The 21,989-nt window shown below is 67.7% G+C and carries 18 protein-coding genes; 13 read left to right on the forward strand and 5 right to left on the reverse strand.

What is annotated here, in order from left to right; all coding sequences use genetic code 11:
* Positions 1–105 precede the first annotated feature (105 nt).
* The gene (locus tag ACSHXC_RS09705) at positions 106–495 is read right to left on the reverse strand and encodes a cell division protein SepF (protein WP_053730371.1); all 390 of its coding nucleotides are present in this window, start codon (positions 493–495) and stop codon (positions 106–108) included.
* A 179-nt stretch (positions 496–674) separates the two neighbouring features.
* On the reverse strand, positions 675–1,088 hold the full coding sequence (locus ACSHXC_RS09710) for a Fur family transcriptional regulator (protein WP_438291196.1): 414 nt from the start codon (positions 1,086–1,088) through the stop codon (positions 675–677).
* A gap of 358 nt (positions 1,089–1,446) precedes the next feature.
* On the opposite strand from ACSHXC_RS09710, the gene katG reads away from it, so the two are divergent.
* Positions 1,447–3,678: a catalase/peroxidase HPI gene (katG, locus tag ACSHXC_RS09715; protein WP_438291197.1), complete on the forward strand. Its 2,232-nt coding sequence runs from the start codon at positions 1,447–1,449 to the stop codon at positions 3,676–3,678.
* Positions 3,679–3,728: 50 nt separating this feature from the next.
* On the opposite strand, the gene ACSHXC_RS09720 is transcribed toward katG, so the two are convergent.
* Positions 3,729–5,054: an alkaline phosphatase family protein gene (locus ACSHXC_RS09720; RefSeq protein ID WP_438291198.1), complete on the reverse strand. Its 1,326-nt coding sequence runs from the start codon at positions 5,052–5,054 to the stop codon at positions 3,729–3,731.
* A 120-nt stretch (positions 5,055–5,174) separates the two neighbouring features.
* Positions 5,175–6,548: a M14 family zinc carboxypeptidase gene (locus tag ACSHXC_RS09725; protein WP_438291199.1), complete on the reverse strand. Its 1,374-nt coding sequence runs from the start codon at positions 6,546–6,548 to the stop codon at positions 5,175–5,177.
* A 235-nt stretch (positions 6,549–6,783) separates the two neighbouring features.
* On the opposite strand from ACSHXC_RS09725, the gene ACSHXC_RS09730 reads away from it, so the two are divergent.
* The 8 genes from ACSHXC_RS09730 to ACSHXC_RS09765 all read left to right on the forward strand — a co-directional run bounded on the left by ACSHXC_RS09730 (position 6,784) and on the right by ACSHXC_RS09765 (position 15,399).
* Positions 6,784–7,326, forward strand: coding sequence for a helix-turn-helix domain-containing protein (locus ACSHXC_RS09730; RefSeq protein ID WP_438291200.1), 543 nt, complete (start codon positions 6,784–6,786; stop codon positions 7,324–7,326).
* 20 nt (positions 7,327–7,346) lie between these two features.
* Complete coding sequence (locus tag ACSHXC_RS09735; RefSeq protein WP_438291201.1) at positions 7,347–7,841, forward strand: class I SAM-dependent methyltransferase; 495 nt, start codon at positions 7,347–7,349, stop codon at positions 7,839–7,841.
* Positions 7,842–8,328: 487 nt separating this feature from the next.
* Complete coding sequence (gene hemA, locus ACSHXC_RS09740; protein ID WP_438291202.1) at positions 8,329–9,546, forward strand: 5-aminolevulinate synthase; 1,218 nt, start codon at positions 8,329–8,331, stop codon at positions 9,544–9,546.
* Entirely contained in the window at positions 9,543–10,067 is a 525-nt protein-coding gene (locus ACSHXC_RS09745; protein ID WP_438291203.1) for an N-acetyltransferase family protein, read from the forward strand. The genes hemA and ACSHXC_RS09745 overlap by 4 nt, the downstream gene beginning before the upstream one ends.
* 5 nt (positions 10,068–10,072) lie before the next feature.
* A complete protein-coding gene (locus ACSHXC_RS09750) occupies positions 10,073–11,155 on the forward strand; it encodes a Gfo/Idh/MocA family oxidoreductase (protein WP_438291204.1) in 1,083 nt (360 codons plus the stop codon).
* Positions 11,152–12,366, forward strand: a complete 1,215-nt coding sequence (locus ACSHXC_RS09755) for an MFS transporter (protein WP_438291205.1) — start codon at positions 11,152–11,154, stop codon at positions 12,364–12,366. The genes ACSHXC_RS09750 and ACSHXC_RS09755 overlap by 4 nt, the downstream gene beginning before the upstream one ends.
* Before the next feature lie 37 nt (positions 12,367–12,403).
* Entirely contained in the window at positions 12,404–13,303 is a 900-nt protein-coding gene (locus ACSHXC_RS09760; protein WP_438291206.1) for a LysR family transcriptional regulator, read from the forward strand.
* 659 nt (positions 13,304–13,962) lie between these two features.
* Complete coding sequence (locus tag ACSHXC_RS09765) at positions 13,963–15,399, forward strand: DNA phosphorothioation-associated putative methyltransferase (protein ID WP_438291207.1); 1,437 nt, start codon at positions 13,963–13,965, stop codon at positions 15,397–15,399.
* A gap of 21 nt (positions 15,400–15,420) precedes the next feature.
* Here the strand turns inward: ACSHXC_RS09765 and dndA are convergent, their stop codons facing one another.
* Positions 15,421–16,587 (reverse strand): cysteine desulfurase DndA, encoded by a 1,167-nt coding sequence (gene dndA / locus ACSHXC_RS09770; protein WP_438291208.1) that lies wholly within the window; start codon positions 16,585–16,587, stop codon positions 15,421–15,423.
* Positions 16,588–16,836: 249 nt separating this feature from the next.
* Here dndA and dndB point away from each other — a divergent pair, with 249 nt between their 5' ends.
* Genes dndB through dndE form a run of 4 tightly spaced genes read left to right on the forward strand, consistent with a single transcriptional unit; the run spans position 16,837 to position 21,952 of the window.
* Complete coding sequence (gene dndB / locus ACSHXC_RS09775) at positions 16,837–17,976, forward strand: DNA sulfur modification protein DndB (RefSeq protein ID WP_438291209.1); 1,140 nt, start codon at positions 16,837–16,839, stop codon at positions 17,974–17,976.
* Positions 17,973–19,571 (forward strand): DNA phosphorothioation system sulfurtransferase DndC, encoded by a 1,599-nt coding sequence (dndC, locus tag ACSHXC_RS09780; protein ID WP_438291210.1) that lies wholly within the window; start codon positions 17,973–17,975, stop codon positions 19,569–19,571. The genes dndB and dndC overlap by 4 nt, the downstream gene beginning before the upstream one ends.
* Positions 19,558–21,585, forward strand: coding sequence for a DNA sulfur modification protein DndD (gene dndD / locus ACSHXC_RS09785; protein WP_438291211.1), 2,028 nt, complete (start codon positions 19,558–19,560; stop codon positions 21,583–21,585). The genes dndC and dndD overlap by 14 nt, the downstream gene beginning before the upstream one ends.
* Positions 21,575–21,952, forward strand: coding sequence for a DNA sulfur modification protein DndE (gene dndE, locus ACSHXC_RS09790; RefSeq protein WP_438291212.1), 378 nt, complete (start codon positions 21,575–21,577; stop codon positions 21,950–21,952). Before dndD ends, dndE begins: the two co-directional genes overlap by 11 nt.
* Positions 21,953–21,989: the final 37 nt, after the last annotated feature.

Genomic DNA, 21,989 nt, shown 5'->3' on the forward strand with positions numbered 1-21,989 from the left:
GTAAAACTGACGAACCGTTCCGCCTCGGTGACCTTCCTACTAATGAGGGACGGCACAGCGCTGCGGGACGGTCCTGGGCGGGGCGGTGGGGCTATGGGGGGCGGGTCAGGGGTGCGGGACGGCTGCCGCGGCGATGCCTTCCACTTCGGTGCCGGCCGGGGCGAGCAGGAAGACGTTGCGGTCGACGCGGTGCATTCCGCTGCCCAGGCCGAAGACGACGCCGGTGCTGAAGTCGAGGATGCGCTTGGCGACTTCGGGGTCGGCGCCGGTCAGGTCGAGGAGGACGGGGATCTGCGCGATGAGGTACTCGGCGACTTCGCGGGCGTCCGCGAAGATCTGCACCCTGAGGACGACGAAGCGCCGCTGTTCGACGGTCGCGTAGTCGCCGGGGATGGTCTGGTGGTCGACCCTGGACGGCCATTCGTTGCGGCCGCGCAGCGGAACGACCTGGGCGAGCCCCTCCCACTGTTCGTCGGTGACGTCGTACCTGCTCACCGGACCACCTCGCCCACGTGCTGTATCTGCATCCGGCCATGATGACGCCGCTCACCCGTTCAGCCCAACTTCGACACGGCCCAAGAGGTGTCGGCTATGACTCATCTCATGGGCTACGACTCGCCTCTTGGGGCGGTGCGCGTACTCGCGTCCCTATAGGACGCCGAGCGGGGTCGCGTCTAGGAGCAGGACGGGCACAGTCCGCGGTAGGTGACCTCGGCGCGGGACAGGGTGAAGCCGAAGCGTTCGTCGGCCGGGAGGTCGGCCAGTGGGTCGCCGGTGGGGTGGACGTCGCGGATGGTGCCGCAGTTGGAGCACACCAGGTGCTGGTGGGGGTGGTGGGCGTTGGGGTCGTAGCGCTTGGCGCGGCCGTCGGTGGAGACCTCCAGGACCTCGCCGAGGGAGACGAGTTCGCCCAGGGTGTTGTAGACGGTCGCGCGGGAGATCTCGGGCAGCCTCTCGGCCGCCTTCACGTGCACTTCGTCGGCCGTCAGATGGACGTGGTCGCCACCGTCCAGGACCTCCGCGACGACGCGCCGCTGGGACGTCATCCGCCAGCCGCGCCCTCGCAGCCGTTCGAGCAGGTCACTCATACCGGTTCACCTGTCCACGCTTCAGGGGTCGGGGGTCGGGATTTCGGCGGAACACGCGCAGTGTGCCAGGGCGCGGTCGCGTTCCGAAGGGATACGGTTTTGGTGTACTTCTTGACTTGGATTTGGTCCATCGTAGGATCGATGCCGCCGATAGCCTAGGGACAGGAAGACTTCCGTCCCACCCGCAACGGCCGTGTCCCCCAGACCCTCGCGGCGACGGCTCCGACCCGGCCCCCGTCCGCAGGCCCCGGCTTCAGAACGCAACAAGGCCGAGGCCGTCGGCCGGTGCCCGTGCCCCGGTCGTTTCACCGCCCGCAGTTCCTGAGCACTGTGATCCACCGAGTGAAGAAGGATTGCCATGTCCGAGAACCCCGATGCAATCGTCACCGACGCCAAGACGGAGGGCACAGGCGGCTGCCCGGTCGCGCACGAGCGCGCCCCGCACCCGACGCAGGGCGGCGGAAACCGCCAGTGGTGGCCGGAACGGCTGAACCTGAAGATCCTCGCGAAGAACCCGGCCGTGGCGAACCCGCTCGGCGAGGAGTTCGACTACGCGGAGGCGTTCAACGCCCTCGACCTCCCGGCCGTGAAGCGGGACATCGCGGAGCTGCTCACGACCTCGCAGGACTGGTGGCCGGCCGACTTCGGCAACTACGGCCCGCTCATGATCCGTATGGCGTGGCACAGCGCGGGCACGTACCGCATCAGCGACGGCCGCGGCGGCGCAGGGGCCGGCCAGCAGCGGTTCGCTCCGCTCAACAGCTGGCCGGACAACGCGAGCCTCGACAAGGCCCGCCGCCTGCTGTGGCCGGTGAAGAAGAAGTACGGCAAGAGCCTTTCGTGGGCCGACCTCCTGATCCTCACCGGCAATGTGGCCCTGGAGACGATGGGCTTCAAGACCTTCGGCTTCGGCGGCGGCCGCGCCGACGTCTGGGAGCCCGACGAGGACGTGTACTGGGGCCCGGAGACCAACTGGCTCGACGACGAGCGCTACACCGGCGACCGCGAGCTGGAGAACCCGCTCGGAGCGGTCCAGATGGGCCTCATCTACGTCAACCCGGAGGGCCCCAACGGCAACCCGGACCCCCTCTCCGCCGCACGGGACATCCGCGAGACGTTCCGCCGGATGGCGATGAACGACGAGGAGACCGTCGCCCTGATCGCGGGCGGCCACACCTTCGGCAAGACCCACGGCGCGGGCCCGGCGGATGCCGTGGGCAACGACCCCGAGGCCGCTCCCCTGGAGCAGCAGGGCCTCGGCTGGAAGAGCAGCCACGGCACCGGTGTGGGCGCCGACGCGATCACCAGCGGTCTCGAAGGCATCTGGACGAACACGCCGACCGCCTGGGACAACAGCTTCTTCGAGATCCTCTTCGGCTACGAGTGGGAGCTGTTCAAGAGCCCCGCGGGCGCCCATCAGTGGCGGCCGAAGGACGGCGCCGGTGCGGACACCGTGCCGGACGCCTTCGACGCGTCGAAGAAGCACGCCCCGACGATGCTGACGACCGACCTGTCGCTCCGCTTCGACCCGGCCTACGAGCAGATCTCGCGGCGCTTCCTGGCGGACCCGGAGGCGTTCGCGGACGCCTTCGCCCGCGCCTGGTTCAAGCTGACCCACCGCGACATGGGCCCCGTCGTGCGCTACCTCGGCCCGGAGGTCCCCTCCGAGGAGCTGCTGTGGCAGGACCCGCTGCCGGCGCGTTCGTACGAGCTCGTCGACGCGGGGGACATCGCCTCGCTCAAGGAGCAGGTCCTCGCCTCGGGCCTCTCGGTGTCGCAGCTCGTGTCGACGGCGTGGGCGGCTGCCTCGTCGTTCCGCGGCAGTGACAAGCGCGGAGGCGCCAACGGCGCGCGCATCCGTCTGCAGCCGCAGAGTGGCTGGGAGGTGAACGAGCCCGACGAGCTGGCGACGGTTCTGCGCACCCTCGAAGGCGTCCGTACGTCCTTCAACGCGGCGCAGTCCGGTGGCAAGCAGATCTCGCTCGCGGACCTGATCGTGCTGGCCGGCGCGGCGGGTGTGGAGAAGGCCGCCAAGGACGGCGGCGTCGCCGTCGAGGTGCCGTTCGCGGCGGGCCGGGTGGACGCCTTGCAGGAGCAGACGGACGTGGAGTCGTTCTCCGCTCTGGAGCCGACGGCGGACGGGTTCCGCAACTACCTGGGCAAGGGCAACCGCCTCCCGGCCGAGTACCTGCTGCTCGACAGGGCGAACCTGCTGACCCTGAGCGCCCCCGAGCTCACCGTCCTGGTGGGCGGCCTGCGCGTGCTCGGCGCCAACCACCAGCAGTCCTCGCACGGCGTGTTCACGGACAGGCCGGGGACGCTCACCAACGACTTCTTCGTCAACCTGCTCGACCTGGGGACGACGTGGAAGGCGACGTCCGCGGACCAGAACACCTTCGAGGGCAGTGACGGCGCCACGGGCCACGTCAAGTGGACCGGCACCCGCGCCGACCTGGTCTTCGGCTCCAACTCGGAGCTGCGCGCGGTCGCGGAGGTGTACGCGAGCGACGACGCGAAGGAGAAGTTCGTGAAGGACTTCGTCGCGGCGTGGACCAAGGTCATGAACCTGGACCGGTTCGACCTCGTCTGATCATAGGGGCCCAGGCCGGCACGGGCCGGCCTGGGCCTTCCGCGTGCGGGTCAGACCTCCCCGGGTTCCGCCGGGATGAGCCCCCGCGCGGTCAGCTCGGCGTGTACTTCGGCGAGGTGGGAGAGGGTGCCGGCAGCCGGGTTCGGCCCGGCGGAGGCAGGTACGACCACCCCGTCCAAGGGGTCGTCGGTACGCGGTCGGGTCCGCGTCAGTACGCCGCCGAAGTCGGGGGCCGCCGCGTCGCGCAGGGTCAGCGGGGGCAGGGCCCAGCGGCGCTGAACGGTCCGCAGGATCGAGGTGTGGTCCAGCGCGCCGGCCGGGGCGCGGAAGACCGTGCCGGGTTCGATCAGCGGTGACACGAGGACGGCGGGCACCCGCGGCCCGAGCCGCGTGAAGTCGAAGCCGAACTGGCCGGTGCTGCTGTCGGGCGCGACGGCGTCGATGGGCGGGGCCACATGGTCGTAGCAGCCGCCGTGCTCGTCGTAGGTGATGACCAGGAGCGTACGTTCCCAAGCGGCGCCGGTGCGGACGGCCCGGTAGGTGTCGTGGATGAGCTGCTCGCCCAACGCCACGTCGTAGTTGGGGTGCTGGCTGTTGCCGGTCGACGACCAGGACGGCTCCAGGAACGTGAACGCGGGCAGTGTCCCGGCAGCGGCGGCCGTCGTGAAGTCGGCGAACCGTCCGAAGTGGCCCGGATCGGCGGACGAGGTGTCGGGGAAGTTGCCGCGGGTGAGCGGCTGGGCGGTGTATCCGTGGATGCGCCAAGGGATCTGATGCTGCGTCAGCAGTCCGAAGACGCTGGTGACGGCGAACGTGTGGGTGCGGTCGTCCATGTGTCCCTGGCTGGTCGCGGCGCAGGCGAAGGCCCGGTTGGGGAGCGTCTCGGTGGGCGCCGAGCAGAACCAGCGGTCGCACACCGCGTACCCCCGGGCGAGTCCGGAAAGGACGGGCAGCGTGTCGGGGGCGTAGCACCCCATGATGTCGCCGGGGACGGTGCCGGGCACGACCGGCCGGCCCGGGCGGGGGTGGGCGAGCACGGTGGCGAAGTCCTTGACGAACCCCTCGTTGTGCGCGATCGGCGGCACGGGCGCGGAGGGCGAGCCGAACAGCTGGTCGTTGGTGGCCGCGTACCCCTCCGCCGGGTCGGCGCCCGGCATGAAGTAGGCGTGCGGATGGTCGGGGTGGATGGGGAAGACGGTGACGGGGGTGCCGTCCGGGCCCGGGTTGGACTCCTTGCCGGTGAGGCCGTCGTAGGGCTGGCCGGCGGGCGAGAGGTTGTCGTGGTCGGTGTACAGGAATCCCAGCATGTGGTCGAAGGACCGGTTCTCCAGCATGAGCACCACGAGGTGCTCGATGGACGGCAGTTGATCGGTCACGGCAGCCCCTCCCGGATCCGGGGCCGACGGCGCCCCGCCCCCCTGTGGCGTACCACCGTTCGCGGGTGATCGCCACAATCCGGGGGCGGGCGCGGGTGCTCCGGCCCCGGCGAACCGGCCTCACTGCGTGGCGGCGGCGGTGGTCCGGTACGGCGCCGCCGCGTGCTGGGCGGCGTACAGGAGGGCGGGTTTCATCTTGGGCCAGAAGTAGGTGTCCTGGCAGGAGTAGGGCGGGGTGAATCCGTCGCAGCCGCGGCCGTCGCTGTCGCCGACCTCGATGGTGAAGCTGGCGAGGCCGAGCTTGTCGAAGGCCCAGTCGTCGGTGCCGCCGGACGCGTCGTACAGGATCTCGCCGGCCTGCCCGGACTTGTAGCCGGTGAGCGAGCCCATCTCGGTGGCCAGGGCGCGCAGCGCGGAGTCGCTCCCGGTGTGCGCGGTGTGGTCGAAGCCCCAGGGCAGCAGCACCATGTTCGCGTCGCCGTGGAGGCTGATCATCAGGCCCCGGGCCTCGGCCGGCGCCGGGTCGTCGTTCTCGGTGCCGGTGCGCACGGCCGGGTACAGCTGCCGGAACAGGCCTTCCAGGGCGGCGTTCTCCGGCTCGGAGTCGGCGGCCGGGCCGAGGTACTCCTGGCCGCACGGCTTCCGCGAGGTGCCGAGGCCGCCCCAGTGGGTGCCGGCGTTGCGGTTGAGGTCGATGCCGATCTGGCCGCTGCGGCCGCAGGACGCGCCGTGGGAGTCGTTGGCGTTCTTGCGGTGGAGTACGGGGTTGTCGCCGCCGGAGGCGACGATGTCGACGCCGTCCGGGTTGGCGAGGGGCACGACCCACATCTCGGTGGTGTCCATCAGCTTGGTGATGTCGGCGTCCTTGCCGTACTGGGTCGTCAGCTCGTCGATCCACCGCAGGGCGACCTCGCCGGTGGTGATCTCGCGGGCGTGGATCTGCCCCATGAGGAAGAAGCGGGGCTTGCTGGAGTTCGGGACGAGCGCGCAGTCCCCCGGCTGCATCTTGGTGACGCAGACGGCCTTGAGATCCCGTCCACTGGCGCTGTCCCGCTTCTTCCGCCAGGACTGCCCGTACGTCACGACGGTGGCCAGGTCCGGGTGCTGGGTGGCCACGTGGTCGAGGTGGGCGTAGCTCCCGTCGACGGTGCGGTAGCCGCCGTGGTAGGTGTCGCCGACGGCGGGCCGGGCGGTGCCGGGGGCCGGCCGCGGCTGAGTCCTGACGGCGGTCGGGCTGAATCCGATGTGCTGCAGGGAGGCCGCGGTCGTCGGATCGCCGAGGACGAACAGGTCGTTGCCCTCCCGGCGCTCCAGGAGGTCGAACCCGGCGGCGGCGAGAGTCTGCGCGTCCTGGGGGTGCCGGATCGGTACGCGGTAGGTGACGAGGGTGTCGGCATGCGGGGCGGGGGTGTCGGCGGTGGCCGCCGGGGGAAGCACGGCGGCAGCCAGGACGAGGCCTCCGGCGGCCATGAGCGCGAGCCGTCTGTCGGACATGAGCGGGCCTTCCGTGGGGGTACGGGGGCGCGCGGGGCCGACGAAGAAGCCCGGCGGCGGGCCTCGTGGGCGCCCCGAGCCGTCGCCTTGAGCCTTGTGGCGCGAGGCTAACGGCTGCCGGCGGGCTCGCGCCTGGGCGGCGGGCGAGGCGGGTGACGTCGGGGGGCATTCGGGTGAGAACCTGTGGGGGATCGGCAGCGGGCACCCCCTGCGATCACGGCATACCGTGTTGCCCATGACGCAAGGTGACGGCGATCTCGACGGCCTCGTACGCAAGCGGATTCGTGCTCTGCGGCTGGCGCAGGGCTGGTCGTTGGAGGAGCTGGCCGGGCGGGCCAGGCTCAGTCAGTCCACGCTCAGCCGGATCGAGAACGGGCAGCGCCGGCTCGCCCTGGACGGTCTCGTCACGCTGGCCCGGGCTCTGGACACGACGCTCGATCAGCTCGTGGGGATCTTCGACCGCGACGCCCGCCGCAGCCACCGGCGTCCCGACAGCGGTGGCGACAAGGGGGGGCCGGGCCTGGGGGCTCCCGACGACCGGCCCCCGGTGGCATGTGCGCGTTCGGCAACCCGGCCGGGCATCGCCTTGCGCATCCCGAAAGGCGTCGTGCCGTACGCGCACGACCCACCTGGCGTCGGCGGCATGACCCACGCATCCCCGCACACAGCACACGACCACCGGCACGAGACCGACGGCGCCGGCCGGGCGGAGATTCTCGACCTGGACGCGGAGGTGCTCGCCGAGCACACCGCGTCCATCACCGCGTCGCTGCCCTGAAGTCCGGCCCGCGTCACATCGTGGACCTGGGCTGCGGCACAGGGGCAGGCACCTTCGCCCTCCTCGCCCGCTTCCCCGAGGCCGAGGTGACCGCCGTGGACTCCTCGGCCGACCACCTGCGGCGCCTGCGCGAGAAGGCCGAGGCGAGCGGCGCGGGCGGCAGAGTGCGTACGGTGCGAGCCGATCTCGACGCCGCGTGGCCCGGCCTCGGAGCGCCCGGACTCGTCTGGGCGTCGGCGTCGATGCACCACGTGGCCGACCCCGCCCGCACGTTGCGCAAGGTCCATGAACTGCTCATGCCCGGTGGCCTTTTCGCCGTCGTCGAGCTGGCCGGCTTCCCCCGCTTCCTGCCCGAGGGCGGTCCCGAGGAGCGGCCCGGCCTGGAGGAGCGCATCCACGCCGCGAGCGACCGTCACCACGCCGCGCTCATGCCGCACCGCGGCGCCGACTGGGACCCGAAGCTGACCGCCGCCGGGTTCTGCCTGGGCGGCGCGCCGCGGCTGATGCCCGTCTGAAAACCCCAGCCCGGACGTCCGGAATCGGCACGCGCTCCAGAGAGCGCTTTACGCGCTCGCGGAACTCCAACTGGCAGCAGATCTAAGGGAGTTCGGTGGCAGAGGCCCTCTGCCCGTTCCTCGATCCGGCCCGGTGCGCACCTGCTCGGCGCATCTGGGCAAGCAGACAGCCCGTGTTGGAGAACAAGCCGCCGACGGTGTCAACAGCCGCCCGTCCCGGCGGACTTGGCCGTTCGGCGCGGCATTCACGATGCACGGCACCCCAGGCGTTCAAGTAACCACGGGCAGGCCGTAACAAGGAATTCACCCTCAACGGTGTGACTGGCATCTCAAGGGCCGCCGCTCGCCGCGGTGACCTGCGGGCATGCAGAGGATGCATCAGAGATGCAGGCGGCCGGTTTGCGGGGAGAGTGCCCGCTGTATGTAATTCCCTCGTTTACAGATCGCGTGCGACCAACGGCGCATGCTGGTTACAGGGGGACGCTAAATGTACGAGCTTTTTCTGTCGGAAAAAATTAACAAGCTGAGACGCGACGGCCAGTACCGGTCTTTCGTGGAAATCAATCGTCACGCGAACGCGTATCCAAAGGCGACGCACCGCACGCCCGACGGGCGCGAGCAGCAGGTAACCGTATGGTGCAGCAACGACTATCTGGGGATGTCACAGCACCCCAAGGTGGTCGAGGCCATGCACCGGGCGATCGACGAGTACGGGGCCGGCTCCGGCGGTTCGCGGAACATCGGCGGAACGCACGCCCACTACGCCGCCCTTGAGGCCTCACTCGCCGAGTGGCACGGAAAAGAAGCCGCCCTGGTGTTTCCCACGGGATACGGCTCGAACGATGCGACCCTGCAGTGCCTGCTGCGCCTGCTGCCCGATCCCATCGTGCTGTCGGACGAGCTGAACCACGCCTCGATCATCAACGGCATCTGCAGCACCAAGGCGGAGCGCCGGGTGTTCCGCCACAACGACGTGGACCATCTGGAAGAGATACTCGCCGGCCAGCCTCTGGACCGTCCGAAGATTGTCGTTTTCGAGTCCGTCTACTCCATGGACGGCGACGTCGCCCCCATTGAACGGATCGTCAAGGTCGCGCACGAGTACAACGCGCTGACCTTCCTCGACGAAGTACATGCGATCGGAATGTACGGGCCGCGCGGCGCGGGGATCGCCGCGGAACTGAACGTCGACCATTTCGTCGACATCATCCAGGGCACGATGGCCAAGGGCATCGGTGTCATCGGTGGGTACATCGCCGGTTCGACCACTCTGGTCGACACGATTCGCAGCTTCGCCTCGGGCTTCATCTTCACCACCTCGCTGCCGCCCGCGATCGTGGCGGCCTGCCACGCCAGCGTGGAACACCTGAAGACCTCCACCGCCGAACGGGACGCGCTGCAGCGCAAGACCGCTCACCTGCGTGCGGCTCTGGAAGGAGCCGGTATCGAGGTGATGCCGCAGAGCACGACGCACGTCCTGCCGGTCCTGATCGGGAACTCCGAGCTGTGCAAGCAGTCGGCCGCACGCCTCCTCGACGTGCACGGCGTCTACCTCCAGCCGATCAACTCGCCCACGGTGCCGGTCGGCACCGAGCGCTTCCGCGTCAACGTCACGCCGAACCACTCCGACGAGGACATCGCCCACCTGGTCGGCGCCCTCGACGAGGTCTTCACCCACTTCGGCCTGCACGGGAGAACGGCGTGACGACAGCGGCCACCCCGGTGATCCGGCGCGCGGAGCCGGCGGACGTCGACGAACTCATCCGCCTGCGCGCCTACCTGCTGGAAAACGACGACAGCGACTCGGCGGCACTCCCCTACACCGCGTCGACCGACGAGGCGCGCACCGCTTGGCGGACCGGCTACCGGGCCTGGCTGGCCAAGACGCTGACCCATGACGCGGACGTGTGCGTCGCGGTGGCTCCGGGCCCCGGCCGGCTGAGTGCCTGCGCCATCGCCGTCATCGACCAGCGCCCCCCTTCGCCCGCCTACCCCAGCGGCCGGGTGGCCTGGATGCAGTCCCTCGTCACCGATCCGCGTGACCGGGGCCAGGGCCTCGGCACTGCGGTGATCGACGAGCTCTTCGACTGGGCGCTCACGCGCGGTGCGGACGTCGCCGTGATGCAAAGCGCCAGCGGGGCCGTGGACTTCCACCGCCGGGCCGGCTGGCTGCCCACCGGCGAGGGCCTCTACCACCAACCGGTCACCACGAGGCGGAAGGGATGATCCCCATGGACACCGTGAAAGTACTGATCGCCGGCATGGGCTACGCCGGTACGCGATTCCTGACCGCACTGCGCAGCCTCTCCGGCCCGCGGGAACTCGGTCTCGACATCGAGATCGCCTACCACGCCCGGCACCGCAGCATCGAAGACGTCCCGTACTTCGAAACGATCGAAGGCGCCCTCGACGCGTTCTCGCCCGATCTCGTCATCGTCGCGGTGACGGACTCGGCGCACGCAGAAATCCTGACGCGCCTGGGGGGCTACCGGGGCTTCGTCCTGGCCGAGAAGCCCCTCACCTCCGCGCATGACGACCTGGACGCCGTGGCCTCGGCCCTGAGCGATGTCTCCGGGTTCGCCATGGACCTGGTGGGGCGGTACTCGGAAGCGAGCATGGCCCTCCAGGAGTACGTGCACCGCAACCGGCTGAACCTGGTGCGGGCCCACGCCACTTGGGGCAAGAACCGCATCAACGACCACCGGCCCACGGTCGGAGTCACGAGCGAAGTGATCCATTCCCTGGACCTGGTTCAGCGGCTCGCCCTCGACGGCTCGCGGCTCCAGCTCCGCAACGCCGTCGGCGTCTGCTCCGACTACTCCATCTCCGGACCCGACGTCCTGGACAGCGTGGCCCTGACGGCCCAGCTGGGCGATGCCGTGGTGAGCGTCTACAGCAGCTTCGTCAACGTCACCCGCCAACGCACGATCGACTGCACCTTCCGGGACCCCGAGGGCGGCCTGGTCTACGCGGCCGCGGAGTACTCCAACCCCACCTGGGACGCGGACCAGTTGCGGATCTGGCGGGTCGTCGACGGCCGGGAGGAGACGCTCTGCGAGGTGGACACCCGCCACGACCCCGTTCCCGAAGGGTTCGACACCATCGTCGGGCTGCGGCGCATCGTCGCGGACGCCGTACGTTTCGCGCACGACCGGCAGCGGCCCGTCGTGCCGTTCGCCGGTATCGAGGAGTCCGTACGGCTGCAGCGCCTGCTCAACGAGATCGAAAGGACGGCCGAGTTGACCGGACCGGTCGGCTACTTCCCCGACGGCCGTCAGGTCAGCACCGAAACGGACTTGGAGCGCCTCGGATGAGCGCCACACAGACAACAGCCCCTCCCAAGACGCAGGACGGCCGCAGCAGGTTCATCCCGCTCCTCGCGCTGGGCACGTTCGCGCTCGGCGTGGACGCCTACGTGATGGCCGGACTGCTGCCCCACGTGTCGGAGGACCTGAGCATCTCGGCGTCGTCGGCCGGGCAGATGGTCACGGTCTTCACGCTCTGCTACGCGCTGGGCGGGCCGGTCTTCGCCACCCTGCTGGCCAAGCGGTCGGCGAAGGTGGTGCTCGGCGTGGCGTTGGTGGTCTTCACGATCGGCAACGCGCTGACCGCCGTCGCCCCCACGCTGCCGGTCCTCCTGATCGCGCGCGCGGTGGCGGGCATCGGCGCGGGCGTGTACTCGCCGATAGCCGCCGCCACGGCAGCCGGCCTCACCACTCCGGAACGGCGTGGCCGCGCACTCGCCACCGTCATGGGCGGGCTGAGCATCGGCACCGTCATCGGCGTCCCGGTCGGCATGCTCCTCGCCTCGCACATCGGGTGGCGCGGCACGCTGTGGCTGATCACCGCGCTGGGCGTGGTCGCGCTGATCGGCATCGTGCGGCTGCCGAAGATCGAGGTGAGCCCTCCGCCGCCGCTGGGCCGTCGAGTCCGTGCCCTGGCCAGCGGCCGGGTCGCCGGCATCGTGTCCGTCTCGCTGCTCGGCGGCATCGCCAGCCTCGGTCTGTACACCTACCTCGCCGAGTTCCTGCTCGACGCCGCCCACACTCACCAGACGGTCTGGGCCATGTGGGCCTGGGGCGCGGGCGGCATCATCGGCAGCCTCCTCATCGGCCGCATCGTGGACCGGACCAAGCGTCCCTTCGCCGCGGTCACCTGGATCCTGGTCCTCATCGTGGCCAGCCAGTTCGTGCTGCCCGCCGCCGCTCACGCCGCCGCGGCCCTGGCGGTCGTCCCGCTCGTGATCTGGGGCGCGGCCGGCTGGGCCGTGCAGGTGCCTCAGCAGCACCAGCTCATCGCGGCCCAGCCCGAACAGGCCACGGTCGCCGTCTCGCTGAACAGTTCCGCCGTCTATCTCGGCAGCGGCATCGGGTCGGCGCTCGGCGGCCTCGTCCTGGGCCTCGGCGCCGCCCCGGGCCAGCTTCCGTACTACACGGGCGCGCTCACCGTGGTCGCCCTCTTGCTGCACCTGACCGTGGTACGTGGTGCCATCCGGCGCGGGGAGAATGCGGCCACAACACCCTGACCTGGGGAAATGGCCAGGGTTGGCTAGCATGGCGCCCATGGATATCGGGCTCCGTCACTTGCAATGCTTTCTGACCCTGGCTGAGGAACAGCACTTCACCTGGGCCGCCGACCGTCTCGGTATCTCCCAGCCCACCCTCAGCCGGCACATCCAGCGTCTGGAGGGTGTGCTGGGCCGGACGCTGGTGGACCGCAGCACCCGCCACCCGCGCCTCACCCCGGAGGGGCACCGCCTGCGGGCCGATCTCCAAGTCCTGCTGCCCCAGCTGGAAACGGCGCTCCAGCCCCCCGAGCCGCAGTCCTCACTGCGGCTCGGCTACGCCTGGGGCTACCCCCTCCAGCGTGGCCGCCAGGCGCAGGCCGCGCTGGAGGAGCGTCATCTCGTCCTCGTCCAGACGGTGCGCCGGGACGACCGCACCGCCGGACTGCGCGAGGGCTCCGTGGATGCGGCCCTCCTCTGGGGGACCGTCCGCGATCCGCGTCTGATCACCACCGAAATCCTGCGGGAGCCGCACATCGCGGCGGTCGCCCGGACCTCCACCCTGGCCGTGCGCGAGCGGGTCACCTGGCGCGACCTCGGGCGCCGCTGCCTCATCGTCAACACCGTCAGCGGCACGCTCTCGGCACAGGACTGGCCGGCCGACGCCACCCCCGAGATCGGCGCGGAGACCTCCAACATCGAGGAGTACCTGCACGCCGTCGCCGGCCGGCGCGGCGTCGGCGTGCTCCCCGTGTCGGTGGCAGCGCAGTATCCGGATCCGGACATCCTGTACCTGCCCCTCACGGGCGCCCCACCCGCCGTCCTCACCTACGCCTACCCGCGCACCAACCCACACCCGTACGCGGCGACGTTCGGCCGCGCCCTGTGCCAGGGGCAGACCGGCGAGCGATCCTCCTTCGTACCGGACCAGAGCCGGAAGGCTTCGGCGGACACGTAGGGTGTCGGATGCCGCGTGCTGCCCGGGGCAGTGCGTTGGTACGCCGAAGATCAACGCTCGTCGCCGGTGCGGCGCCCACACTCCGAATCCCGGCCACCGTCCCCAACTCGCCCTGAATGCCCTGGACATGGGCCTGCGGCAGCGTGGCCGAGACGGACGTCCGCCCGCCTCTCGCGGGTCGGTGCATCCGCCGCGCCCGTCGGCCACCAGAACGAGCACCGAATGAGCGTCACGAGCGTCATCCCAGCGTCGAGATTTCGCCCTTAACGCCCGCACCGCGCATAACGCACAGGCACAAAGCCGCAGGTATCAGGCGTCCTTCGCGATCGGTTCGAGGATCGCCACGCACTCCACGTGATGCGTCATCGGGAAGATGTGAATCAGAAACATGTGGAAGAAAACCACAGGTCAGCAGCACACCAGGAACAATTCGGACCAGGGTTCAGTGTGCGTTACGGGCGCTACGTGCGATCTCTTGACGCACGCCGCACCCAGCGCGGACGCCCTCCGACTCGCCTCCACGGGGCTCGGGCAGATACCCGGGCCATTGCCTAGATCACCAAGGCCCGTGCACTGCACCGAGATACCCGCCGATTCTCGGGACAGCCCTGTACCGAATGGATAACCTGCCTGCACCACGCACAACTCAGCGAGGCCCCATGCAGGAGTCCTGGAACAGTGACCGTCGGCGTACAGCAATCGGTCGCGCCACGCTCTCCATCCCCGCCCGTCAGGCTCTGGCCGACCAGCAACTTGCCCCTGGCCGCACCATCCTCGATTACGGCTGCGGCCGCGGCGGTGACGTCCGGTCTCTGGAACGACTCGACTGCCGTATCACCGGCTGGGACCCGTACTACAGCCCCGACTCCCCCACTGCTCCGGCCGACGTCGTCCTACTCACCTACGTTCTCAACGTCATCGAGGACCCGGAAGAGCGCCGCCAGACGTTGCTACACGCCTGGGAGCTGGCGACCACCGTTCTGATCGTCTCCACTCGCCTCACCTGGGAGAAGTCCAAGGTTCGAGGTGAAGAGTTCGGGGACGGCTTGCTCACCAGCCGCCGGACCTTCCAGCACCTCTTCGGCTCAAGCGAGATCCGTAACTACGTCGAAGAGACCACAGGCACACGCTGTGTCTCTGCTGCCCCCGGCATCGTCTACGCGTTCAAGAATGACAGCGCTCGCCTGAGCTACCTGGCCCACCGCGTCGTGCCGGACGCGGAATGGCTCACCTCCGAGGACACCACCACGGCCATCGCGTCGCTCATCGATTACCACGAGCGGCGTGGCCGGCCACCCCACGTCGAGGAGATGCCGCGGCCGATGGCCGAGCTGCTGGCCCACCTCAAACCCGGCGAGCTCAAACGCCTCACCCGCGACACTGCTGACGCGGACAAGGTGGGCGAAGGCGGAAAACGCTCCACCCTCAACACCTTGCTGTTCCTGGCCGTTGAACTCTTCAACGGGCGCGGCCCCTTCAACGGCCTGCCTCTCAGCGTCCAGCTCGACGTCCGCGCGTTCTTCTCCTCCTACAAAGAGGCGTGTCAGCGGGCAGACCGCCTCCTACTGAAGCTCCGCGACGACGGCTACGTACGCAGTGCGATGCACGCATCCGCAGTCGGCAAGCTCACCCAGACCGCGCTCTACGTGCACCGCCGCGCGGTCGATCACATGCCTACCGTCCTGCGGCTGTACGAGCACTGCGCGTCGATCGCCGCTGGCCGCCCGCAGCAGTGGGCCGTTACCAAGCTCAAGCATCAAGGTCGCGCAGTGAGCTGGCTCGACTACCCGGAGTTCGATACCGATCCTCACCCGCGGATCACGTCGTCTTACCTCGTAGACCTGAAGACTCTTGAGACCTCACACATCTCGTACTCCGACTCCGCCAACCGCCCTCTGCTACACAGGAAGCACGAGTTCTTGGCGCCCGACGACCCGGACGCCCAGAAGTACCGCCGTCTCACCGACTCAGAAATCAAGGCTGGACTGTACGAGCACCCTCACCTCATCGGTACCGAGAGTGGTTGGGAAGCAGAGCTGATCCGCTGCAGACGCGAGCTGCGCGGCCACCGCCTGGTGCACCGCGCAGCCGACTGATCCCGGTGAGACATACGGGCTTCAGGGTGCGTCCGGCTGCATCCGTGCCACTGTCTCCGCAAGCTCCTCTGGATCGAAGTCGAGAACCTGGCTGGGGAACCAGGAGAAGCGCAGCCCGTTCGCAGCGACGTCCTCGGGAAGCCCCATCGCGGTTAGAACATGACTCGGCGTGTACGAGGCGCTAGTGCACGCCGACCCTGTAGCGACCGCGACCTGGTTTTTCAGCCGCACGATCAACGCTTCCGCGTTCAGACCGTCGAAGGTCACGTTCAGGATGTGTGGCACCGAATGATCCACATCGCCGTTGACCTTGAACCGAGTCTTACCGAGCGCCTTCAAGATGCGCTCGCGCATATCGCGTGCCTCCCGCTCCCAGTTCCCTCGCGACTCCTGGAAGATCTTGGCCGCCTCGTAGAACCCCATGATCAACGGTACGGGCAGCGTCCCCGGGCGAAGTTTCCGCTCCTGCCCGCCGCCAAACATGATCGGCTCCAGTGGCACCTTGTCCCAGCCACGCCGTCGCGTGATCAGCGCTCCCACGCCCTTCGGCGCCCCTACCTTGTGGCCGCTGATGCTGATCAAGTCGATGGGCGCCTTCAAATCCTCGGGAAGTTTTCCGTACCCCTGGGCGGCATCGACATGGAAGTACGTCGGTGTCGCCCTCAGCTTCTCCGCGAGCTCAGCCACGGGCTGGATCACGCCGGTCTCGTTGTTCACGTGCATCAGTGACACCAGGAGGGTGTCCGGGCGCAGCTTCTCCAACACGGCCTCCGTCGTGATCCGGCCTGAAGGTCCGGGCTCCAGAAAGTCGACTTCGAACCCCTTGCCCTGGAGGTGCAGCAGGGGCTCGACGACTGCTTTGTGCTCGATGGCGGACGTGATGATGTGGCGGCGCTGATACTTCTCCCCGTACGGGGCGATACCCAGGAGCGCAATGTTGTTGGACTCGGTGGCTCCGCTGGTGAAGATGACCTCTTCGACCTTGGCGCCGACCGTTCCCGCCAGGAATGTCCGCGCCTCCTTGACCGCCTTCTTTGCCCTGGTCCCGTACTCGTGGGTGCGGCTGCCAGCGTTCCCGAAGTCTTCGGTCATCCAGTGGAGCACCACGTTGGCGACCCGAGGGTCGACCCGCGTCGTTGCTGCCACATCCAGATACGCCACCAAAACAGCCACCCACTTCTTGGTCATTCACCTGTCGTCGCGTACGTCAATCCATTAACGTACACGCGTCACCCGCTAACGCACAGCAGGGCACGTCTAGGTACGTCAACAACAAAAGCAGCTCACGGCATCCTCTCAGGTGGCAGTACATCAAGACGGGCAACTCGCCCCTCACCGATCGCTCCCACTGCTCCGACTGCTCCCTGGGCACAGAAGGATGCCTTGGTACGTCAGGCGATGGACGCCGGTGACCGTCAGTACGTTAAAGTTGCCGAAGTGGAGAACGAAGCCGTGGCACCTACGACCCGAGTCGTCGCCCCGCGCACATCAACCGGGTTCGAGTACACTTTCCCGGCAATTCGGGGCATCCAGGCAGGTCGCGAGTTCTACGTCTCGATGTGCCCGCTACGCCTGATCCCCAAGATCTTCATCTTCGACGAGGAAGAGCTGTCTCCCGCGCTGCGCGCTCAGCGCATCCTCAACAAAGGACGCCTCCCCGCCCTGTCCAAGTACATCCTGGACAACCCGGACGACTACATCTTCAGCGCCCTCACTGCTTCCGTCGACGGTGACATGGATTTCGAGAGCCACAGCCCTGACGGCACTGGCTTCCGTACGGGGCAGCTCCGGATCCCCATGGACGCCCGGTTCCTGATCAACGATGGTCAGCACCGACGTGCCGCTATCGAGCTCGCCCTCAAGGAGAATCCCGACCTCGGCGAGGAGACCATCGCGGTCGTCTTCTTCCAGGACTCCGGGCTCGCCCGCTCCCAACAGATGTTCGCCGACCTCAACCGGCACGCGGTGCGACCGGCACGCTCCATCGGCGTCCTCTACGACCACCGGGACACGTCGTCCCAGGTGGTCCGCTCGATGATCAGCCAGTCGGGCATCTTCAAGGGCTATGTCGAGATGGAGAAGAGCAACCTCTCGGCCCGATCCCGGATGATGTTCACGCTCAGCGCCCTGTACTTCGGGACCCAGGCGCTGCTGCAGGGGCTGGAGATCGAAGCCGACAAGGCCACCGACCTCGCGCAGTCGTACTGGGAGGCGATCGATAAGTCGCTCCCCGAGTGGGCCCAGGTCCGCAACAAAGAACTCTCCGCGACCGAGATGCGCCGCGACTTCATCCACAGCCACGGCATCGCCCTCCACGCCCTGGGGCGGATCGGCAACTCCCTGTTCCGGGAGTCCACCGCACCCTCCAAGTGGAAGAAGCAACTGGGGCCGTTGAAGACGGTGAACTGGACCCGGGCGAACCCTCACTGGGAAGGACGCGCGATCGTGGGAGGCCGCGTCTCCAAGAGCCACCAGAACGTAACCCTGACCGTGAACTACCTGCGTACCCACCTTGGCCTGGACCTCAGCCCGGAGGAACAGCGTGTGGAAGACGCCTATCTGCGAGGCGAAGCATGAGCACTCCGCTACCTCTTGGTATCCCCGCCGTACGCCGGCTGCCGTTCGATGGGCGGTCGCTCGACGAGGTCACCACCGAACTGACCGAGGAGGTCCGTGAGCTCTACACCGCGGACGAGGTTCCCTGGGTAATCGGCTACAGCGGCGGCAAGGACTCCACTGCTGTCCTGCAACTGGTCTGGACTGCTCTCAAGGAACTCCCAGCTGAGAAGCGGACCAAGACTGTTCACGTCATCAGCACGGACACTCTGGTCGAGAATCCGGTCGTGGCGGCTTGGGTCACTACGTCGCTAGAGACCATGGAGAAGGCCGCTGCTGAACAGGGCCTCCCCATCGAGCCGCACAAGCTGACCCCGGAGATCAAGGACACCTTCTGGGTCAACCTCATCGGCCGCGGCTACCCGGCTCCGCGTCCGAAGTTCCGGTGGTGTACCGAGCGTCTCAAGATCAAGCCGTCGAACTCTTTCATCCGTAACGTCGTGGCGGCGCACGGCGAGGCCATCATGGTCCTCGGTATCCGCAAGACGGAGAGCCAGGCCCGCGCCCGCGCGATGGAGAAGCACGAGAAGCGGCGCGTCCGCGACCGCCTCTCCCCCAACGCGAACCTTCCCAATTCGCTCGTCTACAGCCCGGTCGAGGACTGGACCAACGACGATGTCTGGGAATACCTGATGCAGAAGCCCAATCCCTGGGGCTACAACAATCACGACCTGTTGACCATGTACCAGGGCGCTTCTGAAGACGGCGAGTGCCCGCTGGTCGTGGACTCGACCACGCCGTCCTGCGGCTCCAGCCGCTTCGGCTGCTGGACCTGCACTCTGGTCGAGCAGGACAAGTCCATGACGGCCATGATCAGCAACGACGAGGAGAAGGAGTGGATGCAGCCGCTCCTGGACCTCCGGGACAAGCTCGACTCCCCCTTCGGATTCGTCGAGGACAAGGACGACCCCGACTACAACCCGGTCAAGAAGCTGCCCCACGCCCGGCCCGACCGACTGGCCCGCGACTTCCGCCGAATGAACGGCCAGGTGAACCTCTTCACCCGTCGCAGCGACGGTGAAGACGTGGTCGTCCACGGCCCGTACCTCCAGAACTTCCGGGAGAAGTGGCTCAAGGACCTCCTCGACGCCCAGACTTGGATCAGGGCCCACGCGCCCGAGCACGTCCGCAACATCGAGCTGATCACTCCTGCCGAACTCCACGAGATCCGCCGCATCTGGGTCTTCGACAAGCACGAGGTCGAGGACAGCGTGCCGAGGATCTACAAGGAGGCAACGGGCGAGAACTTCCCCGGCGGCGCGCTCGACGAGCAGCTCGTGATGGGCGCCGACGAGATGGAACTCCTCAAGGAGGTCTGCGAGGGCGACGAGCTGCACTACGACATGGTGCGTGAGCTGCTCTCCGTGGAGCGCAAGTACCGAACCATGTCCCGGCGCTCCGGTCTCTTCCAAGCCCTCGAGTCGGCTGTCCAGAAGGGCTTTTACGAGGACCGCGACGACGCATTCGCCTTCGCTCAGCGCAAGAAGCAGTGGCGCAAGGACGCGGAGACCAACCCGACCTTCGACGAAGAAACCGGCATCGATGCTCCTGCGTAAGATCACCCTCGAAGAGTTCGGGGCGTACCGAGGTAAGCAGTCTCTTGACCTCACCGTGAAGAAGAACAAGCCGATCATCCTGATCGGCGGTCTCAACGGCTGCGGTAAGACGACGCTTCTCGACGCCATCCAACTCGTGCTCTACGGTCCCCGGGCCCGCTGCAGCAGCCGTGGCAGCAAGTCGTACGAGACCTTCCTCCGCGAGAGCATCAACCGGCAGCATGACCCGACCCGCGGCGCATCGATCACCTTGGAGTTCACCGTCACGGTGGACGCCACGGAGCACTACTACAAGGTCGATCGGAGCTGGCACACCAGCGGCAAGACGTTGAAGGAGTTCCTCAACGTCCAAGTGGACGAGAACTATGGCGACAAGGGCCAGGCCATGCACCGTGCGCAGCCCGAGCTCAAGTACAGCCGCCATCTCAGCCAGGGATGGGCCGATCACGTCGAGGACCTGCTTCCGTTGGAAGTTGCCTCGCTGTCCTTCTTCGACGGGGAGAAGATCGAGTCGCTCGCCGATCCCGAGCGCGCGGCAACAGTCATCGAGTCGGCCGTGCACTCACTGCTCGGCGTGAGCACGGTGGAGCAGCTCCGCACCGACCTTCTCGCACTCCAGCGCCGTCAGAAGCTCTCCGGCGAAGAGCAGCACCTGATGGACAACATTCAGGCCCAGGAGCAAGAGCTGGCCTCTGTACAGGAGGAGCTGGACGTAGCGGCACAAGAACGTGCCGACCGCGCGAAGACCCTTCGTAAGGCTGAGCGTGACCTCGGCTCCCTCGATGACGAGTTCAAGAAGGAGGGCGGCGGGCTCTTCGAGCGCCGCGTTGAGTTGGACACCGAGCGCAAGCGTGCAGGCAACCAACTGGCCGACCTTCGTGCTTCGCTCGTCCAGCTCGCAGCCGGCCCGCTCCCCTTCCTGCTCATGAGTAAGCAGCTCAAGGAACTGCGTAAGCAGGCCAAGCAAGAGCACTCTGCGGCAGAGGCCGAGCAGGTGCTCGATGTCCTCACCGAACGCGATGAGTGGTTGCTCCAGCTCCTGCCTGAGAGCGCCCGCAACGAAGTGATGGAGAAGCTGGACCAGGACAGAGAGAAACGCTCGAAGTCCACTGCTCTCAAGGTCAGCCTTGGTCTTCCGCACGACGCGCTGGCGCAGATCTCCGTACTGGACGAGGGACTGGTCCGAGACAAGGCCAGGGCAGCTGAACTTCTGGAACAGGCCGCCATCGCCTCCGAAGAAGTGGATCAGCTGGATCGTCAGTTGGCCGGTGTCCCTGAGCAGAGCAAGGTGGAGGCTCTCCAGGACGCCCGCGACGAGCAGGCTCAGAAAGTCGCACGGATCCAGGAAGGTATGGCCCGCGACGACCAGCGGATCCTTGAGCTGAAGCGGCGACGAGAGAATGTCAGGGCTGCTCTGGAGCGAGCCCACAAGAGCTTCGTTCAGACCAAGGTCAAGGCCGAAGAGGTCGAGCGAATCATCAAGTACTCGGAGAAGGCTCGCAGCACTCTGGAACGCTTCGGCGAGGCGCTGCTCCAGCGTCACATCAACCGCCTGGAAGTCGCAGTCCTGCAGAGCTTCAAGGAGCTCATGCGGAAGCAGGGCCTGGTCCATGACCTGAGGATCGACACCGTCAAGTTCACGCTCACCCTGTCCGACGCGGAGGGCGAGTCCCTCGACCCCGGGCGACTCAGTGCCGGCGAGCGGCAGCTCCTGGCGGTCTCCCTCCTGTGGGGGCTCATGAAGGTGGCCGGCAACCGCCTGCCCAGCGTCATCGACACGCCTCTCGGCCGCCTCGACAGCCGTCACCGGGAACACCTGGTCGACCGCTACTTCCCGTACGCCAGCGAACAGGTCCTCCTACTCTCCACGGACGAGGAGATCGATGAATATCTCCTGGGCCGCCTGAAGAAGTCCGTCGCCCACACGTACACCCTGGTCCACGACGACACGAACTTCACCACCAGCGTCGTCGAGGGCTACTGGTGGAACGTAGGAGCCCAGAATGTCGCTTGAGAACATCCGCCTCGCTACACCGAGCAAGGACCGCCTGGTGCGCCTCAAGCGCACCACCGGCATCACACATTGGAACGTCCTGTGCCGCTGGGCCCTCGCCCTCTCCCTGGCAGATGCCTCCACGCCGCTGGTCAAGGATGTCGTCACCGACTCCAACGTCGAGATGTCCTGGAAGACCTTTGCCGGCCAGCACGGAGACCTCTACTTGGCTCTCTTGAAGCAGCGCTGCGTCGCTGACGGCCTGGAGCCGACGGACGAGAATGTCTCCAAGACGCTCACGATCCACCTGGCTCGGGGTATCGGGTATCTCGGTGCCCACAAGGAGATGACCACGGTCGAAGGGCTCATCTCGTCGACGGCAAGGTAACAAAACCTCTACCAGATCACCGACTTCACGCCGGGCT

This window comes from Streptomyces sp. HUAS TT7, assembly GCF_051550175.1.
Taxonomy (GTDB): Bacteria; Actinomycetota; Actinomycetes; order Streptomycetales; family Streptomycetaceae; genus Streptomyces.

Bases quoted from the DNA above. Each gene is read 5' to 3' on its own strand.
- ACSHXC_RS09710 (WP_438291196.1), bottom strand. From the start codon at position 1,088: ATGAGTGACCTGCTCGAACGGCTGCGAGGGCGCGGCTGGCGGATGACG.
- hemA (WP_438291202.1), top strand. From the start codon at position 8,329: ATGTACGAGCTTTTTCTGTCGGAAAAAATTAACAAGCTGAGACGCGAC.
- dndD (WP_438291211.1), top strand. From the start codon at position 19,558: ATGCTCCTGCGTAAGATCACCCTCGAAGAGTTCGGGGCGTACCGAGGT.
- ACSHXC_RS09725 (WP_438291199.1), bottom strand. From the start codon at position 6,548: ATGTCCGACAGACGGCTCGCGCTCATGGCCGCCGGAGGCCTCGTCCTG.
- dndE (WP_438291212.1), top strand. From the start codon at position 21,575: ATGTCGCTTGAGAACATCCGCCTCGCTACACCGAGCAAGGACCGCCTG.
- katG (WP_438291197.1), top strand. From the start codon at position 1,447: ATGTCCGAGAACCCCGATGCAATCGTCACCGACGCCAAGACGGAGGGC.
- ACSHXC_RS09760 (WP_438291206.1), top strand. From the start codon at position 12,404: ATGGATATCGGGCTCCGTCACTTGCAATGCTTTCTGACCCTGGCTGAG.
- ACSHXC_RS09730 (WP_438291200.1), top strand. From the start codon at position 6,784: ATGACGCAAGGTGACGGCGATCTCGACGGCCTCGTACGCAAGCGGATT.
- ACSHXC_RS09765 (WP_438291207.1), top strand. From the start codon at position 13,963: ATGCAGGAGTCCTGGAACAGTGACCGTCGGCGTACAGCAATCGGTCGC.
- dndA (WP_438291208.1), bottom strand. From the start codon at position 16,587: ATGACCAAGAAGTGGGTGGCTGTTTTGGTGGCGTATCTGGATGTGGCA.
- ACSHXC_RS09750 (WP_438291204.1), top strand. From the start codon at position 10,073: ATGGACACCGTGAAAGTACTGATCGCCGGCATGGGCTACGCCGGTACG.
- ACSHXC_RS09755 (WP_438291205.1), top strand. From the start codon at position 11,152: ATGAGCGCCACACAGACAACAGCCCCTCCCAAGACGCAGGACGGCCGC.
- dndC (WP_438291210.1), top strand. From the start codon at position 17,973: ATGAGCACTCCGCTACCTCTTGGTATCCCCGCCGTACGCCGGCTGCCG.